This window comes from Halomonas denitrificans, from assembly GCF_003056305.1.
Classification (GTDB): Bacteria; Pseudomonadota; Gammaproteobacteria; order Pseudomonadales; family Halomonadaceae; genus Halomonas; species Halomonas denitrificans.
This window is the reverse complement of sequence record NZ_PYVX01000001.1, coordinates 429,981-447,810: the sequence shown is the minus strand read 5'-3', so window position 1 is coordinate 447,810 and position 17,830 is coordinate 429,981. Positions and strand designations below refer to the sequence as shown.

Here is a 17,830-nt window from a genome sequence, read left to right as displayed (position 1 = left end):
CCCTTGTGCCAACAAGGATGAAGTAATGACACAGAAAATTCTGATTCTTCCCGGCGACGGCATCGGCCCCGAGATCACCGCCCAGGCCAGCCGCCTCCTGGCCGCCTGCCAGGCCCGCGGCCTCGACGTCAAGGTGGAGGAGGGGCTCCTGGGCGGCGCCGCCTATGATGCCCACGGCGAGCCGCTGCCCGCCGAGACCCTGGAGAAGGCCAAGGCGGCCCGGGCCATCCTGCTCGGCGCCGTGGGCGGCCCCAAGTGGGACAAGCTCGAGGACCTCGCCAAGCGCCCCGAGAAGGGCCTGCTCGGCGTGCGCAAGCAGCTCGGCCTGTTCGGCAACCTGCGCCCGGCCATCACCTATCCCCAGCTGGCCGCCGCCTCCAGCCTCAAGCCCGAGCTCGTTGCCGGCCTCGACATCATGATCGTGCGCGAGCTCACCGGCGGCATCTACTTCGGTCAGCCCCGCGGCATCGAGGAGCGCAACGGCGAGCGGGTGGGCTTCAACACCTACGTCTACAGCGAGAGCGAGATCGAGCGCATCGGCCGGGTGGCCTTCGAGATGGCCCAGAAGCGCGGCAAGCGGCTGTGCAGCGTCGACAAGGCCAACGTGCTGGAGGCCACCATCCTGTGGCGCGAGGTGATGGAGCGCCTGGCGCCGGAGTACCCGGACGTCGAGCTCTCCCACATGTACGTCGACAACGCCGCCATGCAGCTGGTGCGCGCGCCCAAGCAGTTCGACGTCGTGGTCACCGGTAACATGTTCGGCGACATCCTCTCCGACGCCGCCGCCATGCTCACCGGCTCCATCGGCATGCTGCCCTCCGCTTCCCTCAACGAGAGCGGCCAGGGCATGTACGAGCCCTGCCACGGCAGCGCGCCGGACATCGCCGGCCAGGGCATCGCCAACCCGCTGGCGACCATCCTCTCGGTCGCCATGATGCTGCGCTACTCCCTCGGCGCGCCGGAACTGGCCGCGCGCATCGAGACCGCCGTGGGCAAGGTGCTGGACGAGGGGCTGCGCACCGCCGACATCGCCGCCGAGGGGACTCGCACCGTCTCCACCGCCGAGATGGGCGACGCCGTGCTGGCCGCCTTCGAGGCCCTCTGACGCGCCGGGCCCCGCCACCGCCGGGCGGTCGCGGTGGCCCCACGACCCGAGCCGGCCCGCCTGCCAGGCGCGGCCGGCTCGTGTATAGTATTTCGCACATTCGATTGCTGGAGGACTTCACATGTTGAAAGTCGGTTTTGTCGGTTGGCGTGGCATGGTCGGTTCCGTGCTGATGCAGCGGATGCTCGATGACGGTGACTTCAAGGGCATCGAGCCGATCTTCTTCACCACCTCCCAGGTCGGCCAGGCCGGCCCCGACGTCGGCGTCGACGTGCCTCCGCTCAAGGACGCCTTCGACCTCGAGGCCCTCAAGGCGCTGGACGTGGTCGTGACCTGCCAGGGCGGCGAGTACACCGAGAAGGTCTACGGCGACCTGCGCCAGGGCGGCTGGAAGGGCTACTGGATCGACGCCGCCAGCACCCTGCGCATGACCGACGAGGCGACCATCGTCCTCGACCCGGTCAACCGCGGCGTGATCGACGCCCAGCTGGCCAAGGGCGCCCGGACCTTCGTCGGCGGCAACTGCACCGTCAGCCTGATGCTGATGGGCCTGGGCGGGCTCTTCGAGGCCGACCTGATCGAGTGGATGACCTCCATGACCTATCAGGCCGCGTCAGGCTCCGGCGCCAAGCACATGCGCGAGCTGCTCAACCAGATGGGCGGCCTGCGCGACAGCGTGGCCGATGAGCTCGCCGACCCGGCCAGCGCCATCCTGGATATCGATCGCAAGGTCACCGCGGCCATGCGCAGCGGCGACTTCCCCACCGACAACTTCGGTGCTCCGCTGGCCGGCAGCCTCTTGCCCTGGATCGACAAGCCCATGGAGAACGGCCAGAGCAAGGAGGAGTGGAAGGGCTCCGTGGAGACCAACAAGATCCTCGGCCTCCAGGACCACCCGATCCCCATCGACGGGCTCTGCGTGCGCATCGGTGCCATGCGCTCCCACAGCCAGGCCTTTACCATCAAGCTCAAGAAGGACGTGCCGATCGATGAGATCGAGGATCGTCTGGCGCGCCACAACGAGTGGGTCAAGGTCATCGCCAACGACAAGGACGCCACCATCGACGGCCTGACGCCGGCCGCCGCTACCGGCACCCTGACCGTGCCCGTCGGTCGCCTGCGCAAGCTGGCCATGGGCGGCGAGTACCTCTCCGCCTTCAGCGTCGGCGACCAGCTCCTGTGGGGCGCCGCCGAACCGCTCAAGCGCATGCTGAAGATCCTGCGCGAGCAGTAAGGCATGGCCTCAGCGGCGGGCGGCCGATCGCCACGCCGTCGATGCGCGGGGCGTCTCCTCAGGGAGGCGCCCCGCCTTTCGTTGGCGGCGAGGATTCGCGGCGCCCATGATCCATGTCGTATGTTGCAAAGTATGGGATTCGCTGAGGTTCCGTGATGGCGCGCCCTTGAGCGGAATGTGTTACATAGACATCGATACGACTAAGAATATATGACCAGTCCGTCGCCCGGCTCGAGGCGTCGGCAGCAATGACGCAAGGGACCCCCATGAAACGCAAGCTGACACTCGCCATGCTGCTTTCGCTCTCCGCCGCCAGTCCCCTGGCGCTGGCCCTCGGCCTGGGGGAGGCCGAGGTCAATTCGACGCTCAGCGCGCCGCTGCGAGCCAGCATCCCCTTGACCGACAGTGCCGGCCTGCAGCCCGGGCTGCTCAACGTCTCGGTGGCGGACGCCGAGGCCTTTGCGGCGGCGGGCCTCGCGCGCACGCCGCTGGCGGCCAGCGTGAAGATGGAGGTGACCCGGCGTCAGGGACGCCTGATGGTCGATTTGACCACCGAGCGTGCCGTGCGCGAACCCTGGGTCGACCTGCTGCTGCGCTTCGACTGGCCCGGCGGCCGTCAGCTGCGCGAGGTGACCCTGCTGCTCGATCCGCCGGACTACGATCGGCTGCCGGCCCTGGTCGCCGCCCCCTCGACGCCGCCGGCGGCGGTGTCGGGCGAGCGCTCGGTGGCGCGCGCGTCGGACGTTGCGCCGCGCCCCGTGGCCCGCACCGCGAGCGCGGCCGGCGCGGGCGATCCCGCCTGGGTGCGGCCCGGCGACACCCTCTGGGCCGTGGCGGGCCGGCTGCGCCCGGACAGCGGCATCAGCATGAACCAGATGATGGTCGCCCTGGTCGAGGCCAACCCGGAGGTCTTCCCCTCCGGCAACATCAACGCCATGCGCGCCGGCTTCACCCTGGTGGTGCCGCCCCGCGAGGCCATCGCGGCGCGCTCCGACGCCCGGGCCGGCGAGCTCGTCCAGGCCATGAACCAGGCCTGGGCCAATCGCGGCAGCGGCGCCCCCGCCCGGGTGCCCCTCGGCGGCGCCGAACCGGCGGCGGCCGTGGCCAGTGCCGGGTCCGAGTCGCCGGCGCCGACGGCGCCCGATGAGGAGGCCTCCGCCGAGCCGGCGACGGCCGATGCCGGCGAGTCCGGCGGGGAGGGCGGCCAGCGGCTGACGCTCTTGAGCGACGCCGAACTCGCCGCCGAAGACGGCCCCTCGGCGACGGAGGCGGCCGAGGGGGCGATGGAGGAAGCGACCGACGCGGGCGCCGGGGTGCGGGGAGCGGGCGACACACCCGCCCTCGCGCTCTCGCCGGCGGAGCGGGGGGAAGGAGAGGCCATCGACCCCGAGGTGCTGGCGATGATCCAGGGCGACGGCGAGCTCACCGAGGACGAGCGCCTGCTGCGCCTCGAGGCGCGCTGGCAGGAGAGTCAGGCGTCCCTGGAGGCGGTGCGCAGCGAGCGGGATGCGCTGCAGGCGGCGCTCGGCGATCTGCGCGAGGAGGTGGAGGTCATGCGCGAGCAGCTGGCGAGCCTCGCCGCGGGCGGCAGCGGCGCCGATGCCGCCGGGGCGGGTGGCGTGGTGGCCCCGGGCAGCGCGTCTGAGGCGCAGCCGGTCCCCTGGTGGGGTGCCCTCTACCAGGGCGCCGTCGATCGCCCCCTGATGCTGGGCGGTGCCGGCCTGGCGGCCCTGCTGGCGCTCTGGGCCCTGGTGCGCCGGCGGCGTCGCGAGGAAGAGGCGCCGGCACCGGTCTTCAACGAGGCCCGTGTGGTGGATCCCGCGGCCAGCGGGGTGGTGATGCCCGGTGCCGGCGACCGGACCGCCGACGAGGCGCCTGCCTCCGAGCGCGACGAGCCGCAGAGAACGCCGGTCAGCGCCTCCATGCCCGAGGCCGAGGCCATCAACGAGGCCGATATCTTCATCGCCTACGGGCGCTACGACCAGGCGCGCGAGCTGCTCGAGGCGAGCCTGGTCCGCGAGCCCGGTCGCGACGACCTGAGGCTCAAGCTTTTGCGGGTGCAGCTGAAGCAGGGCGATCGCAACGCCGCCGCGCGCCAGGCGGAGCGGCTGCGCGCCGACGGCGATCCCGACGTCCAGGCCGAGGTGGCCGAGCTCATGCAGCGCCACGCGCTGCACACCGCCTCCGCCGCACCCGAGCGTGCCGTCTTCCCCGTGCCCGACGAGCATCAGCCGCGTCGCTTCGATGAGCCCGACGCGCCGGACGAGGACGACGCGCCGGACGAGGTTACTGCGGCCGGCGAGGCGGAAGCCGCTCGACCGACGAGCGACGATGCAGCGCAGGAGACACCGCCGACTGCCCCTGCGGCGGCCGGCGATGAGCCATCCCCCGACGACCGGGCCGCCGATCTCCTGGCCGCCTATCGCCCCCCCGAGTCGGACGTCGTTGCCAAGCCCGCGGCTGCCGAGTCCAACGCTGCCGAGCCTGGCGCGGTTCACGGCGCCGACGAGGGTGACGGGGCGCATGAGGCGCAGCACGAGGGTTTGGGGTCCGAGCCCGCGCCGTCGCCTGCCGAGGCGCCGCTCGAGACCGTGCAGGCCGAGGACGGGCGCGACATCATCGACTATCGTCCCCCCACCCTGGAGGCCAACCCCGCGCCGCGGGAGGAGACGCCGATGCAGCCCAGCGTGGACTTCACGCCGTCCGGCCTCGGCGGGGGCGAGTCGCCATCGGCGGCCTCCGGGTCCCGCGAGGGACGCGAGCTGTCCGAGGAGTGGGACGTCGAGGAGGTGGCCTTCCCGCCGCTGTCGCGGGATAATGATGCCCTTTCCGCGGCGGCCTCCCCGACGTCGACGCTCGCCGAGGCACGACGCCTGCTCGAGGCCGGCGAGCGCGGCCAGGGCCGGGTGCTGCTCGAGCGCCTGATCGACGAGACCGACGATCCGGATGCCCGGCAGGAGGCCCGCGACCTGCTGGATCAACACCTGCCATGAGGCCGAATGACCCTTTTCAGATCCCTCGATGAACACCACCCCCTGAGCGGCCGCCTGGCCATGGGGGTGGAGTACGACGGCAGCGGCTACTGCGGCTGGCAGCGCCTCAAGCACTCCCCCTCGGTGCAGGGCGCCGTCGAGGCCGCGCTCTCGAAGGTGGCGGCCGGTCACCCGATCACCGTCCATTGCAGCGGCCGCACCGATTCCGGCGTCCACGCGACCCGCCAGATCGTCCACTTCGATCCCCCGGTCACCCGCTCCGAGAAGGCCTGGGTGTTCGGCGCCAATGCCAACCTGCCGCGCGACGTCGCGGTGCGCTGGGTGAAGCCGGTCCCCGACGACTTCCATGCCCGCTTCAAGGCCCTGGCCCGGCGCTACCGCTACGTGATCCTCAACCAGCCGAGCCGGCCGGTGCTGGAGCGCGCCAACGCCACCTGGTGTCGCGACCCCCTGGACGCCGAGGCCATGCACCGGGCCGCCCAGGCGCTGGTGGGCGAGCACGACTTCTCGAGCTTCCGCGCGGCCGGCTGCCAGTCGAAGACGCCCTGGCGCCACCTCCACTTCATCGAGGTGCATCGCCACGGCCCCCTGGTGGTCGTCGACGTCCAGGGCAACGCCTTCCTGCACCACATGATCCGCAACATCGTGGGGGCCCTGGTGACCGTGGGGCGGGGCGAGCGGGGCGATGATTACCTGAGCGAGCTCATGGCGCTGAAGGATCGCAGCCTGGGGGACGTGACCGCCCCCGCCTGCGGCCTGCACTTCGTCGACTCCCTCTACGACGAGGACTGGGGCCTGCCCCGCGAGCCGCTGGGGCCCAACCTGCTCGCCTTCCTCGGCGAGTGGACCGGCGAGCGAGCCCTGCCCGACTGCCCGATGGTGGCGTTCCGCCGTGGCCGTCCCGTGGCGGAGGGCGCCTAGCCGCCACGGCCCCCGAATCACTCGTGTGCCTTGCCGTGTGATGGCAGGCGTCACATCGCGATAGGCGCGCCCCCTGTGGCGTGCTTGCACATCCTAGCGCCGGAGACCCTTGCCCCCATGCCGATTTCGCTTCGCACCCGTATCAAGTTCTGTGGCCTGACCCGCGAGGAGGACGTCGACGCCGCCATGGCCGCCGGCGCCGACGCCCTGGGCTTCGTGCTCTGGCCGGGCAGCAAGCGCGCCATCGATGAGCGCCGGCTCGCCGAGCTGAGCGCGCGGGTGCCGGCCTTCGTCACCCGCGTGGGGCTCTTCGTCGACCCGGAGCCGTCCCTGGTCGCGCGCTGCGCGCCGCACCTGGACCTGCTGCAGTTCCACGGCGACGAGTCCCCGGAGGCCTGCGAGGCAGCCGGGCGGCCCTGGATCAAGGCCCTGCGCATGCGCGAGGGCCTCGACCTGCCCGCCGCCGCCGAGGCCTACGGCGGTGCCCGGGCGCTGCTGCTCGATGCCTATCGACCCGGCGTGCCGGGCGGCACGGGGGAGACCTTCGACTGGTCGCGAATCCCCGCAAGCCTGGCAAAACCTGTTATCCTCGCCGGAGGCCTGACGCCGGGCAATGTCGACGCGGCGATCGCGGCCGTTGGCCCCTTCGCGGTGGATGTCTCCGGTGGCATCGAGACCGCGCCCGGCGTCAAGGATGCCAGCCGCATGGCGGCCTTCCTGAACGCCGTGCGACGGGCCGACGAGCGGCGCGCGCACTGAGCCCTCGGCGTCTTCCTGTTCCCCCTACACCCCTTCTGGCGACCCTGTGAGGTGTCTTTCGTGAGCAAGTTCAGTGACCTGACCCGACTGCCGGATGCCCGCGGCCATTTTGGCGCCTACGGCGGCCGGTTCGTCTCGGAGACCCTGAGCTTCGCCCTGGATGAGCTGGAGAAGACCTACCTGAGTCTTCGTGATGACCCGGACTTCCAGGCGGAATTCGACTATGACCTGGCCCATTACGTGGGCCGCCCGTCACCGCTCTATCACGCCGAGCGATGGTCGAAGCAGCTGGGTGGGGCACAGATCTGGCTCAAGCGCGAGGACCTGAACCACACCGGCGCCCACAAGGTGAACAACACCATCGGCCAGGCGCTGCTGGCCAAGAAGAGCGGCAAGCCGCGGGTGATCGCCGAGACCGGCGCCGGCCAGCACGGCGTGGCCACCGCCACCGTGGCGGCGCGGCTGGGCCTGAAGTGCGACGTCTACATGGGCGCCGCGGACGTCGAGCGCCAGAAGCTCAACGTCTACCGCATGCGCCTGCTGGGAGCCAACGTCATCCCGGTGGAGTCCGGCACCCGCACCCTCAAGGACGCCATGAACGAGGCGCTGCGCGACTGGGTGACCAACGTCGACGACACCTTCTACATCATCGGCACCGTGGCGGGACCGCACCCCTATCCGATGCTGGTGCGCGACTTCAACGCCGTCGCCGGCCGCGAGGCGCGCCGCCAGTCGTTCGAGGAGTTCGGCAAGCTGCCCGATGCGCTGATCGCCTGCGTTGGCGGCGGCTCCAACGCCATGGGCCTCTTCTACCCGTTCGTCGAGGACGATGACGTCGTCATGTACGGCGTCGAGGCCGGCGGCGACGGCGTCGAGACCGGGCGCCATGCCGCGCCCCTGGCGTCGGGCGCCCCGCGTGGCGTGCTGCACGGCAACCGCACCTACCTGATGTCCGACGAGGGCGGCCAGGTCTCCGACACCCACTCGGTTTCGGCGGGGCTGGACTACCCGGGCGTCGGCCCCGAGCACGCGCTGTGGAAGGACGTCGGCCGGGTCAACTACGTGGCCGCCAACGACACCGAGGTGCTCGAGGCGTTTCGCGAGCTGACCCACGTCGAGGGCATCATGCCGGCGCTGGAGTCCGCCCACGCCCTGGCCTATGCCAAGGTGCTGGCGCCGACCATGCGTCCCGACCAGAACATCGTGATCAACCTCTCCGGCCGTGGTGACAAGGACATCATGACGGTGGCGAAGATCGACGGGATCGAATTCTAGATGACGGCCCAAACCATGAATCGTATCGACCAACGCTTCGCGGCGCTCAAGGCCGAGGGCCGGCGCGCGCTGATTCCCTACATCACCGCCGGCGATCCGGCGCCCCAGCACACCGTCGGCTTCATGCACGCCCTGGTGGCGGCGGGGGCCGATGTCATCGAGCTGGGCGTGCCGTTCTCGGACCCCATGGCCGACGGCCCGGTGATCCAGAAGGCCTGCGAGCGCGCCCTCAAGAAGGGCGTGCGGCTCAGTCATCTCTTCGAGATGGTCCGTGAGTTCCGCAGTACCGACACCGAGACCCCCGTAGTGCTGATGGGCTACCTCAACCCGGTGGAGCGCCTCGGCCTCGAGGCCTTCGCCGACCAGGCCGCCGAGGCCGGCGTCGACGGCGTGCTGATCGTCGACATGCCGCCGGAGGAGGCCGACGAGGTCGGCCCGCTGCTCAAGGCGCGCGGTCTGGCGTCGATCTTCCTGGTCGCCCCTACCACTTCGCGTGCCCGGGCCGCTACAATATGCGCCCACGGCGAGGGCTACCTCTACTATGTTTCGCTGAAGGGCGTGACCGGCTCGGCGACCCTCAATGCCGACGACGTGGCCGAGCATCTGGCGCCGCTGCGCGAGATGACCGACCTGCCGCTGTGCGTCGGCTTCGGGATCCGCGACGGGGCCTCGGCCGCCGAGGTGGGCAAGGTGGCCGACGGCGTGATCGTCGGCTCGGCGCTGGTCAATCGCATCGCCGAGAATGCCGAGCAGCCCGAGGCGATCCCCGCCGCCCTCGAGGCGGTCCTGGGAGAGATGCGCCAGGCGCTGGACGCCTGATCCTCCTCGCCAACGAATCGACCCTGCTCCCGGCGCCGCCGGGAGCATCAGCCTTTACGGAAGTGTTTCTGACATGAGCTGGCTAGACAAGATCGTGCCCTCGGTAGGCCGCATCCAGCGCAAGGATCGCCGCGCAAGCGTCCCCGACGGCCTGTGGCGCAAGTGCCCCAAGTGCGAAGCGGTGCTCTATCTCCCGGAGCTGGAAAAGCACCATAGCGTCTGCCCCAAGTGCGACCATCACCTGCGCCTGACCGCCCGCAAGCGGCTCGACTGGTTCCTGGACAAGGAGGGCCGCGAGGAGATCGCGCCCAAGCTGGAGCCGATCGATCGCCTCAAGTTCCGCGACTCCAAGAAGTACCGGGATCGCCTGGTGGCGGCCCAGAAGGCCACCGGCGAGAACGACGCGCTGATCGCCATGCGCGGCTCCCTCGAGGGGCTGCCGGTGGTCGCGGTGGCCTTCGAGTTCACCTTCATGGGCGGCTCCATGGGCGCCGTGGTGGGGGAGAAGTTCGTGCGTGCCGCCACTATCGCCCTCGAGGAGGGCATCCCGCTGGTCTGCTTCGCCGCCTCGGGCGGGGCGCGGATGCAGGAGGCGCTCTTCTCGCTGATGCAGATGGCCAAGACCTCGGCGGCCCTGGAGAAGCTCAAGCAGGCCGGCGTGCCCTACATCTCGGTGCTCACCGATCCGGTGTTCGGCGGTGTCACGGCGTCCCTGGCGATGCTCGGCGATCTCAACGTGGCCGAGCCCAACGCGCTGATCGGTTTCGCCGGGCCGCGGGTCATCGAGCAGACCGTGCGCGAGAAGCTCCCCGAGGGCTTCCAGCGCAGCGAGTTCCTGCTCGAGCACGGCACCGTGGACATGATCGTCCATCGCGGCGAGATCCGCTCGCGCCTCGGCGGCGTGCTGCGCAAGCTGACCCACCAGCCGGTGACCGGCCAGGAGCCCGTTGCGGAGGCGCCGGACCTGGTGCAGGCGGCCGAACAGGCCGAGCAGGAGGAGGCGCTCACCACGGCGCCCGAGGTCGACGCGGCGCAGGACGCGGAGCGCGACGCCGAGCCGAACGGCGAGCGTCCCGACGCGGCGCGCTGACCCCTCCCCATGAGCGAGCACGCCCTGCCCACGACGCTTTCGGCCTGGCTGGCCCGGCTGGAAGCGGCCCATCCGGTCGGCATCGACCTCGGCCTCGACCGCGTGGCCGAGGTCGCGCGCCGCATGGGCCTGCTCGAGGCGCCGCCGGCGTCTCGCGTCATCACCGTCGCCGGCACCAACGGCAAGGGGTCGACGGTGGCCATGCTCGAGGCCCTGGCCCGGGCCCACGGCCTCTCCACGGCGACCTACACCTCGCCCCACCTGCTGCACTACAACGAGCGCCTGCGCCTGGACGGCCGGCAGGCCGATGACGCCACCCTCATCGCCGGCTTCGAGGCGGTCGAGGCGGCGCGGCTTGCAGGCGAACCGATCAGCCTGACCTACTTCGAGGTGGGCACCCTCGGGGCGCTGTGGGCGATCGCCCGGCAGCGCCCGGCGCTGGCGATCCTCGAGGTGGGGCTGGGCGGCCGCCTGGATGCCGTCAACGTCATCGATCCCGACGTCGCGGTGATCACCACCGTGGCCCAGGATCATGCCGCCTTCCTGGGCACCGATCTCCAGGGCATCGGTCGCGAGAAGGCCGGCATCCTGCGTCCCGGCCGCCCCGCGGTGCTGGGCAGCACGACTCTGCCGGCGAGCGTCAGCGACGTCGCCCGCGAGCGCGGGGCGCGGCGGGTGGCGCTGGGCGAGGCCTTCCGCCGTGAGGGGGAGGGCGCCGGCTGGCGCTGGCTCGGTCAGGACGCCGAGGGGCATCCCCTCGGGGTTGCCGAGCTGCCCGATCCGGGGCTGCCGCTGGACAATGCCGCCAGCGCCCTGCAGGCCCTGGCGCTCGCCGGGGTGTCGCTGGAGGACGCGGCCTGCCGCCAGGCCCTGGCGAGCGTGCGGCTGCCCGGACGCATGCAGTGGCTCGGTTCCTGGTGCCTGGATGTCGGCCATAACCCCCACGCCGCCGACTACGTGGCGCGGCGGCTCGCGGCGCGTCCCTGCCAGGGGCGCACCGTCGTCCTGATCGGCATGCTCGCCGACAAGGATGCCGACGGGGTGATCGCCGCCCTGGCGCCGGTGGTGGATGCCTGGGTGCCGGCGAGCCTCGACGGCGAGCGGGCGCGCACGGCGGACGACCTGGCCGAACGCCTGGCCCGTCGGGGCGCCACGGTCTGGCATCGCGGCGCCTCGCCGGCCGAGGCCGCCGACTGGCTGTCGACGCACCTCGCGCCCGAGGATCGCGTGCTGGTCTGCGGCTCCTTCTTCACCGTCGCCGCCGTGCTGGCCTGGCATCACGCCGATGGCTCGGGCGTGGCGACGACGGCAGAGCATGCCACGCGCAGCGAGGAAGCGAGATGAAGTACGGAATGCGAGAGCGCCTCAGCGGGGCCGTGATCCTGATCGCCCTGGCGGTGATCTTCCTGCCCATGCTCTTCGACGACCCGGCCCCGCGGGGCGAGCGGCCCCAGCCGGTGATGACCATCGAGCAGCCGGTCGAGGTGTCGCGCCGCGAGCTGCCGGAGCCGCAGCCGCCGGAGAGTCTCGATCGGGCGGCCGAGTCCGAGGTCGCTGCGTCCCGCGAGGCCTCCGCCGCGCCGGAGGTGGCGCGACAGGACGTGCCCGAGGGCGAGTCGGCGTCCGAGCCGGCAGCGACGTCGCCCGAGCCCGCCGAGGCGCCGACCGTGGATCCCATCGCCGAGCTGGCCCGCGCCGCCGACGAGCGTTTGGCGAGTCAGCAGCAGGCCTCGGCCACCCCGGTCGAGGCCGTCCCCGAGGGGGAGTGGGCCGTGCAGGTGGGCAGCTTCGGCGAGGTCGCCAACGCCGAGCGCCTCGAGGCCAGGCTCGCCGAGCAGGGCCTGCCCGTCTATCGCCGCGCCCGCGACAACGGCCTGACCACCGTCTACGTCGGCCCCTTCGCCTCCTCCCGGGAGGGCGAGCGGGTGATGGGTGAGCTCAAGGCCCGGGACAACCTCCAGGGCCTGCTGGTGCGTGCGGACAGCGACTCATGACGCTGACCTGGATCGACTGGATCTTCGTCGCGGTGCTGGTGGTGACCGGGCTTGCCGGCTTCATGCGCGGGCTGGTCCGCGAGGCCCTGGGGCTCGCCGCCTGGATCATCGCGCTGCTGGCGGCCCGGCTGCTGGCCCCGCCGGTGGCCCAGCTGTTCACCGGGGTGATCGACAGCGCCGATGGCCGCCTGGTGCTGGCCTTCGTGCTGGTGATCTTCGCGGTGATCCTGCTCTGCGGCCTGGTCATCCGCATGGTGCATGCCGCCGTGGAGTGGGTGGGCATGGGCCTGTTGAACCGGGTGACCGGCACCGCCTTCGGCCTGGCCAAGGGCACGGCGATCCTCGTGCTGGCGACCCTGCTGATGGGCCTGACGCCGCTGGTCCAGCTCCAGGCCTGGCAGGAGGCAGCGCTGCGCCCGACCTTCGAACGGCTCCAGGACTGGGCGGTGAGCCATCTGGCGGCCTGGGAGGGCCGCCTGCCCGAGCCCTCCTCGCTGCGGGAGCTCCCCCTGCCGAAGGCGGCGCCGGCCCCGTCCGCCGAGGCCGAACCGGACGACGCCGATGAGGCGACGCCCCCCTGACACATGACACCGGGACGGCGCCATGCCCCGTCCCGACCCTTCACAGCAAGTACCCGGCAAGAGAGGTAAGGTAGAATGTGCGGTATCGTGGGCCTGATGGCCAAGCAGGCGGTGAATCAGGGCATCTATGACGCCCTGACCGTGCTCCAGCACCGCGGACAGGATGCCGCCGGCATGATGACCTGGGACGATGGCCGGTTCCTGTTGCGCAAGAGCAACGGCCTGGTGCGGGACGTCTTCCATACCCGCCACATGGCCCGACTCAAGGGCAACCTGGGCATCGGCCACGTGCGCTATCCCACCGCCGGCTCCTCCAGCGAGGCGGAATCGCAGCCGTTCTACGTCAATTCCCCCTACGGCATCACCCTGGCGCACAACGGCAACCTGACCAACTCCGATCAGCTCAAGCAGGAGCTGTTCTCCTCCGACCTGCGCCACATCAACACCAGCTCCGACTCCGAGGTGCTGCTCAACGTCTTCGCCCACGAGCTCGGCAAGCAGGGGCTGCACCTGGCGCCCGGCGACATCTTCGACGCGGTGCGCCGCGTGCATCGTCGCTGCCGGGGCGGCTATGCCGCGGTGGCGATTATCAACGGCGTCGGCCTGGTCGCCTTCCGCGACCCCCACGGCATCCGTCCGGTGGTCTTCGGCACCCGCGACGAGGGCGAGGGGCAGGAGGTGATGATCGCCTCGGAGTCCGTGGCACTCGACGTCGGCGGCTTCGAGCTCGATCGCGACCTGGCCCCTGGCGAGGCGATCTTCGTCGACATGACTGGCGCCATCCACACCCAGCAGTGTGCCGATGCCCCGCGGCTCGCCTCCTGCATCTTCGAGCACGTCTACCTGGCGCGCCCGGACTCCATCCTCGACGGCGCCTACGTCTACGGCACCCGCATGCAGATGGGACGCAAGCTTGGCGACCGTATCCGCAACGAGTGGCCCGAGCACGACATCGACGTGGTGATCCCGATCCCCGACACCTCGCGGACCTCGGCGCTGGAACTCGCCCAGCACCTCGGCGTGACCTATCGCGAAGGCTTCATGAAGAACCGCTATATCGGGCGGACCTTCATCATGCCGGGCCAGACCCAGCGCAAGAAGTCGGTGCGCCAGAAGCTCAACGCCATCGGCGTCGAGTTCCAGGGCAAGAACGTGCTGCTGGTGGACGACTCCATCGTGCGCGGCACCACCTGCAAGCAGATCATCCAGATGGCGCGCGAGGCCGGCGCCCGCAAGGTCTACTTCGCCTCCGCCGCGCCGCCGGTGCGCTACCCCAACGTCTACGGCATCGACATGCCGGCGGCCAACGAGCTGATCGCCCACGGGCGCAGCGAGGCCGAGGTGGGCGAACTGATCGGGGCCGACCGGATCTTCTACCAGGACCTCGACGACCTGAAGGCCGCCTGTCGCGAGGTGAACCCGGACCTCGAGAGCTTCGACTGCTCGGTGTTCGACGGCCACTACGTGACCGGTGACATCGACGACCGCTACCTGGCGGCGCTCGAGGCCTCGCGCAGCGACGATGCCAAGCAGCTCAGCGCCGGCGACCATGCGCTGGTGGGGATGCACAACCAGGAAGACGACATCGACGACTGAAGGGGCCCGTCATGCAGCAGGACCAGACACCCGCGCCGGAGTGGGAGCTCGAGACCCTGGCCATTCGCGCCGGCCATCAGCGCACCCACGAGCAGGAGCACGGCGAGCCGATCTTCCCGACCTCGAGCTTCGTCTACGGCAGCGCCGCCGAGGCGGCGGCCAAGTTCGGCGGCGAGGAGCCGGGCAACATCTACTCGCGCTTCACCAACCCCACCGTGCGCACCTTCGAGCAGCGCCTGGCGGCCCTGGAGGGCGGCGAGCGCTGCGTGGCCACCAGTTCCGGCATGGCGGCGATCATGGCCACGGCGCTGGCGCTGCTCTCCGCGGGCGACGAGATCGTCGCCTCGCGCTCGCTGTTCGGCTCCACCGTCAGCCTGTTCGACAAGTACCTGGGCAAGTTCGGCATCACCACCCGCTACGTGGAGCTGTCGAACCTCGAGGCGTGGGAGGCGGCCATCACCCCGGCGACCAAGCTGCTGTTCGCCGAGACGCCCTCGAACCCGCTCTCCGAGGTGGTGGACATCGCGGCCCTGGCCGAGATCGCCCACCGCCACGGAGCTTGGCTTGCCATCGACAACTGCTTTTTGACGCCGGCGCTGCAGCGGCCGCTGTCGCTGGGGGCGGACCTGGTGATCCACTCCGCCACCAAGTACCTGGATGGCCAGGGCAGGGCGATCGGCGGGGCCGTGGTCGGCCGCGACAAGGAGCTCGAGGAGGTGTTCGGGGTGGTACGCACCTGCGGGCCCTGCCTGAGCCCCTTCAATGCCTGGCTCTTCACCAAGGGCCTCGAGACCCTGAACCTGCGCATGCGCGCCCACTGCGAGAACGCCGGGCGGCTCGCCGAGTGGCTGGAGGGCCACCCGGCGGTGGCGCGGGTCCACTACAGCGGCCTGGCCAGCCATCCGCAGCATGAGCTCGCCGGTCGCCAGCAGCTGGGCTTCGGGGCGGTGGTCGGCGTCGAGGTGAAGGGCGGGCGCGAGGCGGCCTGGTCGGTGATCGATGCCACGCGCATGGTCTCGATCACCGGCAATCTCGGCGACGTCAAGACCACCATCACCCACCCCGCGACCACTACCCATGGCCGCCTCTCTGAGGCGCAGAAGGCCGCCGCCGGGATCAGCGAGGGCCTGATCCGCCTGGCGGTGGGGCTGGAGGCGCTGGAGGACATCCGCGACGACCTGGCCCGCGGGCTCGACGCCCTGGTCTGACGGCCCGTCGACGGTCCCTTGGCACCGAGCGCCTGCCCGTCGTGGCAGGCGCTTTCTTGTGGTTTTCTCGCCCCCTCCTTGAACTCCTCGCCCGCATCTCCATCTCATCTAGGCACGCATGCACCAACGCCCGAGGAGGGCCGCGATGAAGATCCTGATGGTACTGACCTCCCATGACCGCATGGGCGATACCGACCACAAGACCGGCTTCTGGCTCGAGGAGTTCGCCGCGCCCTACTACGTCTTCAAGGACGCCGGCGCCGAGGTCACCCTGGCCTCGCCCAAGGGCGGCCTGCCGCCGGTGGACCCCAACTCCCAGGCCGAGGAGGCCCTCACCGAGGAGACCCGGCGCTTCGAGGCGGATGACCAGGCCAAGGCGCAGCTCGCCAGCACCCGCAAGCTCGCCGAGGTCGAGGTCGATGACTTCGACGCGATCTTCTATCCCGGCGGACACGGCCCGCTGTGGGACCTGACCGGCGATGCCGATTCCCGCCGCCTGATCGAGGCCTTCCTGGCCGCCGAGCGGCCGGTGGCCGCCGTCTGCCACGCGCCCACGGTGCTGCTCGACGCACGGACCCCCGATGGCGAGCCGCTGATCCAGGGCCGCCGGGTCACCGGCTTCGCCAACAGCGAGGAGGAGGCGGTGGGGCTCACCGGCGTCGTGCCGCACCTGCTCGAGGATGCCCTCAAGGAGAAGGGGGGGCGGTACGAGCGCAGCGACGATGACTTCGCCCCCTTCCAGGTCCGCGACGGGCTGCTGGTGACCGGGCAGAACCCGGCCTCCAGCGCGCCCACGGCCCGCTTGCTGCTCGAGGTGCTGGCTGAGCGCCACTGATACCGCGCGGCCACAAGGATCGCCGCACCCCCCGCCATGCCGCCCGTCACGCCCGTCGTGTCGGCGGCATGCGGTTTTTTTGAATGGGACGTTCGGGTTTATTCGCGGATGTCGATCGAGCGCTAGGGTATGCTGGGCGCCGATCACCATGTGCAGGGAGGCAGTGAGACCATGTGGAAGAACACCCCTCGCGGCTGGGGGCTGACCAGCATCCTGCTGCACTGGATCAGTGCCCTGGCCGTCATCGGTCTGTTCGCCCTGGGCTGGTGGATGACGGAACTCGACTACTACGACCGCTGGTACAACCTCGGGCCCTGGTGGCACCGCTCGGTCGGCATGCTGCTGCTGCTGGCCACCCTGATCCGCCTGGGATGGCGGGCCGCCCAGCCCACGCCGGAGGAGAGGGGGCAGCGCCTCGAGCGTCTGGCCGTCCATCTCGGCCACGTCGGGCTCTACCTGCTGATGCTGGTGGTGCTGATCAGCGGCTATCTGATCTCCACCGCCGAGGGCGACGGGATCCAGGTGTTCGATCTCTTCGAGGTGCCGGCGCTGATCAGCGGCCTGCCGGACCAGGCCACCCTGGCCGGCCGCGTCCACTGGTACAGCGCCCTGGTGCTGATGCTGCTGTCCGCCGGCCACGCCCTGGCCGCCCTGAAACACCACTGGGTCGATCGCAGCGACGTCCTGACGCGGATGGTCGACCCGCGCCGTTCCGGTCGCCCCTGAGGCGACGATCCCCCCTGAAACGACTGCAAGGAGCCGTCATGATCAAGAAGACCGCCATCGCCGCCGCCCTGGCCGCCACCGCCCTGGTGCCGCTGAGCCAGGCCCAGGCCGCCGACTACGCCATCGACACCGAGGGCCAGCACGCCTTCATCCAGTTCAAGATCAGCCACCTGGGCTTCTCCTACATCCTCGGCAGCTTCGAGGAGTTCTCGGGCAGCTTCCACTACGATCCGGAGAACCTGGAGGCCTCGGCCGCCAATCTCGAAGTCGACGTGACCAGCCTCACCAGCAACCACGCCGAGCGCGACAAGCACATCAAGAGCGATGACTTCCTGGCGACCGGCGAGTACCCGACCGCGACCTTCACCTCCACCGGCTTCGCGCCCAGCGGCGACAACGAGGGCGTGCTGAGCGGCGAGCTGACGCTGCACGGCGAGACCAACGAGATCGAGATGCCGGTGACCCTGCTGGGTGAGGGCGAGGATCCCTGGGGCAACTATCGCGCCGGCTTCGAGGGCTCCACCACGCTGGTCCTGGCGGACTACGGCATCGACATGAGCAAGTTCCCCGAGTCGATGCACGAGCTCGAGCTCTACGTCACCTTCGAGGGCATCCGCCAGTAAGTCGCCTCGGGTTCCTGACCGATCCGGCAACGCAACGCCCCCCTGGGAGCTCCCAGGGGGGCGTTGCGTCG

The 17,830-nt window shown here is 70.7% G+C and carries 16 protein-coding genes; all 16 read left to right on the top strand.

The genetic code is table 11. From position 1 onward, the window contains the following. Positions 1–25: 25 nt before the first annotated feature. The 16 genes from leuB (at position 26) to C9F13_RS01950 (ending at position 17,759) form a co-directional block, all read left to right on the top strand. The gene (gene leuB / locus C9F13_RS02025) at positions 26–1,105 is read left to right on the top strand and encodes a 3-isopropylmalate dehydrogenase (protein WP_108444567.1); all 1,080 of its coding nucleotides are present in this window, start codon (positions 26–28) and stop codon (positions 1,103–1,105) included. A 121-nt stretch (positions 1,106–1,226) separates the two neighbouring features. Beyond that, on the top strand, positions 1,227–2,339 hold the full coding sequence (asd, locus tag C9F13_RS02020; RefSeq protein WP_108444566.1) for an aspartate-semialdehyde dehydrogenase: 1,113 nt from the start codon (positions 1,227–1,229) through the stop codon (positions 2,337–2,339). Positions 2,340–2,605: 266 nt separating this feature from the next. Next, positions 2,606–5,332, top strand: a complete 2,727-nt coding sequence (locus C9F13_RS02015; RefSeq protein WP_114446913.1) for a FimV/HubP family polar landmark protein — start codon at positions 2,606–2,608, stop codon at positions 5,330–5,332. A 6-nt stretch (positions 5,333–5,338) separates the two neighbouring features. Beyond that, positions 5,339–6,253: a tRNA pseudouridine(38-40) synthase TruA gene (gene truA, locus C9F13_RS02010; protein WP_108444564.1), complete on the top strand. Its 915-nt coding sequence runs from the start codon at positions 5,339–5,341 to the stop codon at positions 6,251–6,253. 117 nt (positions 6,254–6,370) lie between these two features. Then, positions 6,371–7,012: a phosphoribosylanthranilate isomerase gene (locus C9F13_RS02005; RefSeq protein WP_108444563.1), complete on the top strand. Its 642-nt coding sequence runs from the start codon at positions 6,371–6,373 to the stop codon at positions 7,010–7,012. 60 nt (positions 7,013–7,072) lie between these two features. Continuing rightward, a complete protein-coding gene (gene trpB, locus C9F13_RS02000) occupies positions 7,073–8,287 on the top strand; it encodes a tryptophan synthase subunit beta (RefSeq protein WP_108444562.1) in 1,215 nt (404 codons plus the stop codon). 15 nt (positions 8,288–8,302) lie between these two features. Beyond that, positions 8,303–9,106 (top strand): tryptophan synthase subunit alpha, encoded by an 804-nt coding sequence (gene trpA, locus C9F13_RS01995; protein ID WP_108445317.1) that lies wholly within the window; start codon positions 8,303–8,305, stop codon positions 9,104–9,106. A gap of 73 nt (positions 9,107–9,179) precedes the next feature. After that, the gene (gene accD / locus C9F13_RS01990; RefSeq protein ID WP_108444561.1) at positions 9,180–10,196 is read left to right on the top strand and encodes an acetyl-CoA carboxylase, carboxyltransferase subunit beta; all 1,017 of its coding nucleotides are present in this window, start codon (positions 9,180–9,182) and stop codon (positions 10,194–10,196) included. A gap of 9 nt (positions 10,197–10,205) precedes the next feature. Then, on the top strand, positions 10,206–11,540 hold the full coding sequence (folC, locus tag C9F13_RS01985) for a bifunctional tetrahydrofolate synthase/dihydrofolate synthase (RefSeq protein ID WP_108444560.1): 1,335 nt from the start codon (positions 10,206–10,208) through the stop codon (positions 11,538–11,540). Then, the gene (locus tag C9F13_RS01980; protein ID WP_108444559.1) at positions 11,537–12,190 is read left to right on the top strand and encodes an SPOR domain-containing protein; all 654 of its coding nucleotides are present in this window, start codon (positions 11,537–11,539) and stop codon (positions 12,188–12,190) included. Before folC ends, C9F13_RS01980 begins: the two co-directional genes overlap by 4 nt. Beyond that, complete coding sequence (locus tag C9F13_RS01975; RefSeq protein ID WP_108444558.1) at positions 12,187–12,771, top strand: CvpA family protein; 585 nt, start codon at positions 12,187–12,189, stop codon at positions 12,769–12,771. Before C9F13_RS01980 ends, C9F13_RS01975 begins: the two co-directional genes overlap by 4 nt. A gap of 75 nt (positions 12,772–12,846) precedes the next feature. After that, positions 12,847–14,367 (top strand): amidophosphoribosyltransferase, encoded by a 1,521-nt coding sequence (gene purF, locus C9F13_RS01970; RefSeq protein WP_108444557.1) that lies wholly within the window; start codon positions 12,847–12,849, stop codon positions 14,365–14,367. A gap of 11 nt (positions 14,368–14,378) precedes the next feature. Beyond that, positions 14,379–15,575, top strand: coding sequence for an O-succinylhomoserine sulfhydrylase (locus C9F13_RS01965; protein WP_108444556.1), 1,197 nt, complete (start codon positions 14,379–14,381; stop codon positions 15,573–15,575). A 145-nt stretch (positions 15,576–15,720) separates the two neighbouring features. Next, entirely contained in the window at positions 15,721–16,410 is a 690-nt protein-coding gene (locus C9F13_RS01960; protein WP_108444555.1) for a type 1 glutamine amidotransferase domain-containing protein, read from the top strand. 171 nt (positions 16,411–16,581) lie between these two features. Continuing rightward, a complete protein-coding gene (locus C9F13_RS01955; RefSeq protein ID WP_108445316.1) occupies positions 16,582–17,136 on the top strand; it encodes a cytochrome b in 555 nt (184 codons plus the stop codon). A 38-nt stretch (positions 17,137–17,174) separates the two neighbouring features. Further along, positions 17,175–17,759, top strand: a complete 585-nt coding sequence (locus C9F13_RS01950) for a YceI family protein (protein ID WP_108444554.1) — start codon at positions 17,175–17,177, stop codon at positions 17,757–17,759. Positions 17,760–17,830: the final 71 nt, after the last annotated feature.